The organism is Asaia spathodeae NBRC 105894 (assembly GCF_025994195.1).
In the GTDB taxonomy this organism is placed as follows: Bacteria; Pseudomonadota; Alphaproteobacteria; order Acetobacterales; family Acetobacteraceae; genus Asaia; species Asaia siamensis.
In genome coordinates, this window is the sequence record NZ_BAPY01000042.1 from 1 (window position 1) to 2,721 (window position 2,721).

2 protein-coding genes and 1 pseudogene are annotated in these 2,721 nt (G+C 56.3%); 2 read left to right on the forward strand and 1 reads right to left on the reverse strand.

Annotated features, from left to right (window positions below):
* Positions 1 to 77: 77 nt before the first annotated feature.
* Both AA105894_RS16005 and AA105894_RS12375 read left to right on the forward strand, forming a co-directional pair.
* Positions 78 to 224 (forward strand): annotated as a pseudogene (locus AA105894_RS16005) (helix-turn-helix domain-containing protein); the annotation flags it as partial.
* Between the two features lie 29 nt (positions 225 to 253).
* On the forward strand, positions 254 to 1,249 hold the full coding sequence (locus tag AA105894_RS12375; protein WP_267312008.1) for a tyrosine-type recombinase/integrase: 996 nt from the start codon (positions 254 to 256) through the stop codon (positions 1,247 to 1,249).
* Between the two features lie 31 nt (positions 1,250 to 1,280).
* Here the strand turns inward: AA105894_RS12375 and AA105894_RS12380 are convergent.
* The coding region (locus AA105894_RS12380; RefSeq protein ID WP_267312009.1) for a Hint domain-containing protein at positions 1,281 to 2,721 on the reverse strand (1,441 nt) is incomplete at its 5' end.

Here is a 2,721-nt window from a genome sequence, read left to right on the forward strand (position 1 = left end):
CGGCTATAGCTTAGCAGAGCCATAAAACTGTCCGAACAGAGGGGACCACCTCTGACTTCCGACTTTGATGAGGACTCATGACCCACATACGCAAGACGGCGGCTGAGGTGGCGACCGAGCTGCGCGTGTCGCCGCGCCTCATTCAGAAGCTTTGCGCCTCGGGCGCCCTGCGCGCCGCCAAGATCGGTTCTATCTGGCGCATAACCACGTCAGCGATTGACGACTATCTCGATCAGGAGGCCAGCAGGCCGTCGTGCCCAGCAATCTCTACCAAGCCACAAACGGCACCTATTACGCTCGGATCCAGATCAGGGGGCGCGACATCCGCCGATCGCTACGCACGACTGATCGGCGTACAGCCCGGCAGCGGCTCAAAGAGCTGCTCGAAAAGGCGGAAGACCAGCGCGCCGGCATAAAACCTCCTGAGGTCAGGAACTGGGAAGACGCCGTGGTGCGGTGGGAGGAGCTGCAATTTGCCGATCTGCGCCCGAGCACCCAGACGCGATACCGCACGAGCCTGCGGCAGCTCCACCCCTATTTCGCGGGGCGGGATATCAGCCTGATTACCTCCCGCGACGTGCATGAGTTTGTGGCGGCGAGACGACGCACCAAGACCTCCGGTGCCACCATACGCCGTGACCTGATGGTGATGGGCCGCATCATGCGTGTGGCGCGTCGCGCTGGCTGGATTACCGCCAACCCGGTGCCGGACGAGATGGAGGAGATCAAGGAGCGCCGCGAACCCATCCGGCCCGTGGCCTTGCGCGACCTAGCGCGCCTGACGCGTCGCGCCCCACCCGGCATGCGCGACATGATCCGCTTTCTGGCGCGAACCGGCTGCCGGCAAGAAGAGGCCGCCTCGCTTTCATGGGAGCAGCTGGACCTCAAAGCCCCCTGCCCCACCGTGACCTTTGCCAGAACGAAGACGAGATCGCCCCGCGTGCTCAGGCTCTCGCCCAGGCTGGCCAGAGAGCTGCAACGCAGCCGCCCGGAAAACGCGATCGGCTATGTGTTCCGCAACCCGTCAGGGCAGCGCTACACCAACGTCCCAGGCCGCTTCCGCGTGCTTCTGGCCAGCGCCATACCGGACAAAGCCCGCCACTTCCGCTGCCACGACCTGAGACACACCTACGCCATCCGCGCCCTGCAACGAGGCACCTCGATCTATGATGTGTCCCAGCAACTCGGCCACAGCTCGGTCAAAACCACCGAGATCTACGCCGCCTGGTTGTCACGTCGGATTAGATGAGCGCGCCTGGGTCAGATAAGACGCGCGCAATTCAATGTAGAGAGTGTTCGCGTCTGAGTTCCACGAGGCGTTCGCAGTCATCCAACACCTCGATTGCAATCACTGCCTCTCTCATTGGCTCGGTGCGGTGGAGCTTGAGATAAGCTTCACCCACCGTCCATCGACACATATCGGTCTCATACGGTGACCACCCATGTACATATTTATTTTCAAGATGGCTTGTCTGACTCGATGAGGAAGACGCCTCATACATAGTAATATTACCAATCAATAAGCCGAGCTTACGGCGATCTTCGATATGAACACCAATCATGTCGTATGGCCGTGCTACGCGTGAAACAAGCTTCAGAGTGTCGATATTAGATGGGACCCTGAAAGATGTCGTGCGGCCATTTGTACTACGTTTCATAAGCTCCTGACCATCTGAGGTGAAAACCTCGAACGCGAGGGGCTCAAATTCGGTGTGCGTAGTCGATTTCGTGTCCAACTCATATTTATTGCGTATCCACATGATCTCTTTCGGATCGGTACAGAGAGTCATTTGTCGCGCCGGAGCCATATCCGGAAAATACTCGTTATGCGTGTCGATCATATTCTTGAAAACGCTGTGAGCGGATTTACTGACCAAGCTTTCTACCGGCAGTCCATTGGCATCAATCACGTGATGATCGTGTAGGTCTATATGATAGTACTTATAGCTTATTATCGACATATCAAATGATATCTTCTGGCCATCCACAAGGCTTCTGGCCATCACTATTTTGCCGTCAAGCTGGATCGCATGATCCCCTGTCACCCAGAGATCCGCAAAAGGCTGGTTGTCACCTAACGCATCCTTTCTGATCACTACAGGATATCCTGCCATGTCAGGAAATTCATTACTGGACACCCGACAAAACCCGACAGAAAGAGCTTTAATCGGATGCCACTCTAACGTGCTCCCATTGAAAACTCCTATCCTGTCCTCAACGCATAGCGTCTCTACCGCACGATACCCCTTCTCCGTCAGAATCATTGAGCCAGCCAAGAAGCAGGGCATGTTAGCATGTGTGTTAGGGTCATATGGCCCAGGCGACGTCACACCACCCGCAATACGCTCGTAGGAAGCGCTCTCATTCCCAGCAAGATTCTCCAGCCGAAGCGATGTGCTGCCTCCGCCGAAAGATGGAAACGGCATTGTTCCAGGAACTGCGCCATTCTGGTTCGACCACCGCACTTGGGACGGATCTCCGACCTTGTCGTTACTAACAAGGATATAGCCCCCGCTCGGACTATAGGAAACGAACCCATTTTCGGTCTGGTATACGCCGGTCGTGGTGTTCTGCGCACTCACAACCACTTGTCCGTTGGCGTCAATGTATTTCCACGTTTTGCCGTCATACGACGCCGTAAGCGGACCGATCGCCGCATTATCGTTACTGGCAGAAACTGTCCCGTCAGCATTCAGCACATAAATGTACACATCGTTCAGT